3 protein-coding genes are annotated in these 1616 nt (G+C 66.0%); 2 read left to right on the forward strand and 1 reads right to left on the reverse strand.

Translation table 11 applies throughout. From position 1 onward, the window contains the following. Positions 1-87: 87 nt before the first annotated feature. Positions 88-471, forward strand: a complete 384-nt coding sequence (gene ybeY, locus RB2654_RS05635) for an rRNA maturation RNase YbeY (RefSeq protein WP_008329459.1) — start codon at positions 88-90, stop codon at positions 469-471. Here the strand turns inward: ybeY and RB2654_RS05640 are convergent. Then, on the reverse strand, positions 459-728 hold the full coding sequence (locus tag RB2654_RS05640; RefSeq protein WP_008329460.1) for a DksA/TraR family C4-type zinc finger protein: 270 nt from the start codon (positions 726-728) through the stop codon (positions 459-461). The genes ybeY and RB2654_RS05640 overlap by 13 nt on opposite strands. A 78-nt stretch (positions 729-806) precedes the next feature. Here RB2654_RS05640 and RB2654_RS05645 point away from each other — a divergent pair. Then, positions 807-1616: dipeptidase (locus RB2654_RS05645; RefSeq protein WP_008329461.1), on the forward strand; the 810-nt coding region annotated here is incomplete at its 3' end.

A 1616-nucleotide genomic window follows, 5' to 3' on the forward strand; every position in this document is an offset into this window, starting at 1 on the left:
AGCGAGGATCTGACCGGGGTGCGGCAAGACGACGTGATGGCGCAATGAGCGTTCCCGTGACGCCCGAAGCCGGGTAAGAGCGGCCCCATGATCGTGGACGTGGTATATGAGGACGACCGCTGGGTGGCGCTGGGGCTCGAGGCTCTCGCCGAAACCGCCTGCGCGGCGACGCTCGCAAAGCTGGGCATCGCGGGTGCCGAGATTGCGCTGCTGGCCTGCGACGACGACCGGATCGCCGCGCTCAACACCGAGTTCCGGGACAAGCCGACGCCGACCAACGTGCTGTCATGGCCATCCGAGGAACGTGGCGCGGATCAGCCGGGGGGCGACCCCTACCCGCCCGAGGACATGGAACTGGGCGATATCGCCATCGCCTATGACACCTGCGCGGGGGAAGCCGCCGAGGCCGGCAAACCGATGGTGGATAAATCCCCCGGCGCTTGCCGCAGGAGACGCGGCTATTTCAGTTGACTGTCCTTTGAGCCGCGCCGATTGAAACCCGGGCGCACCTTGAAGGTCTGGTCACGCTCCTGCTGGCAATCGATGCAGATCTTGACGCCGGGCAAGGCGTTGCGGCGCGCCTCGGGGATCGCTTCGCCGCATTCGGCGCAGTCCGCGAGGCTTTCGCCCACGGGCGCGCGCCGGGCGCGAAGGCGCTCCAGCTCTTCCGAAAGCGACGCGTCGATCTGTTCCTGCACCGCGCCGTCGCGGCTCCATCCACCGGCCATGACCACCTTCCGTCGGGTTGGGTCTGTTCACCATAGGTAGTGTGCCATAGCCTGCCCGCAAGAACGAGGGAGGAGCGGATGCGCATCGTGAAATGGATCCTTGGAATCGCACTGACCGTCCTGGTGGTCGGGCTTTTGGGGTTCTTCATCTTCGCGCCGGGGATCGCCGAGCGGGACATGAACGTGGTCGTCGAACACGACCCCTACCCGGTCACCGCCGAGGGTGCCGCGTTTCACGATACGCTCCTCATCGGCGACTGGCATGCCGACACGCTGTTGTGGAAGCGCGATCCGCTGGAGCGGTCCGACCGCGGGCATGTGGACATTCCGCGTCTGATCGAGGGCAACGTGACGCTTCAGGTCTTCACCGCCGTCACCCAATCCCCCTCCGGCCAGAATTACGAAGAGAACTCCGCCGAGACGTTCGACAACATCACCCTTCTCGCCGTGGGCCAGCTCTGGCCGCCACGCACCTGGAACAGCCTTCTGGAGCGTGCGCTTTATCAGGCCGAGCGGCTCAGGGACGCGGCGAACAGATCGGGCGGCCATCTGCGCCTCATCCGCACCGAAAAGGATCTCGACGCCGTGCTTGCGCTGCGCGACGCCGGGGAAGAGGTCGTGGGCGGTGTTCTCGGGATCGAGGGCGCCCATCCGCTCGAGGGCGAGATCGCCAATCTCGACCGGCTCGAGGCGGCGGGATACCGGCTGATCGGGCTGCACCATTTCTTCGACAACGAACTGGGTGGATCGCTGCACGGGGTCGGCGATGCCGGCCTTACCGATTTCGGGCGTCAGGTCGTGAAGGAGGTCGCGGCGCGGGGCATGATATTGGACCTCGCCCATTCCTCGCCCCAGGTCGCGCGCGACGTGATGGAGATGACCGATATG

This window comes from Maritimibacter alkaliphilus HTCC2654 (genome assembly GCF_000152805.1).
In the GTDB taxonomy this organism is placed as follows: Bacteria; Pseudomonadota; Alphaproteobacteria; order Rhodobacterales; family Rhodobacteraceae; genus Maritimibacter; species Maritimibacter alkaliphilus.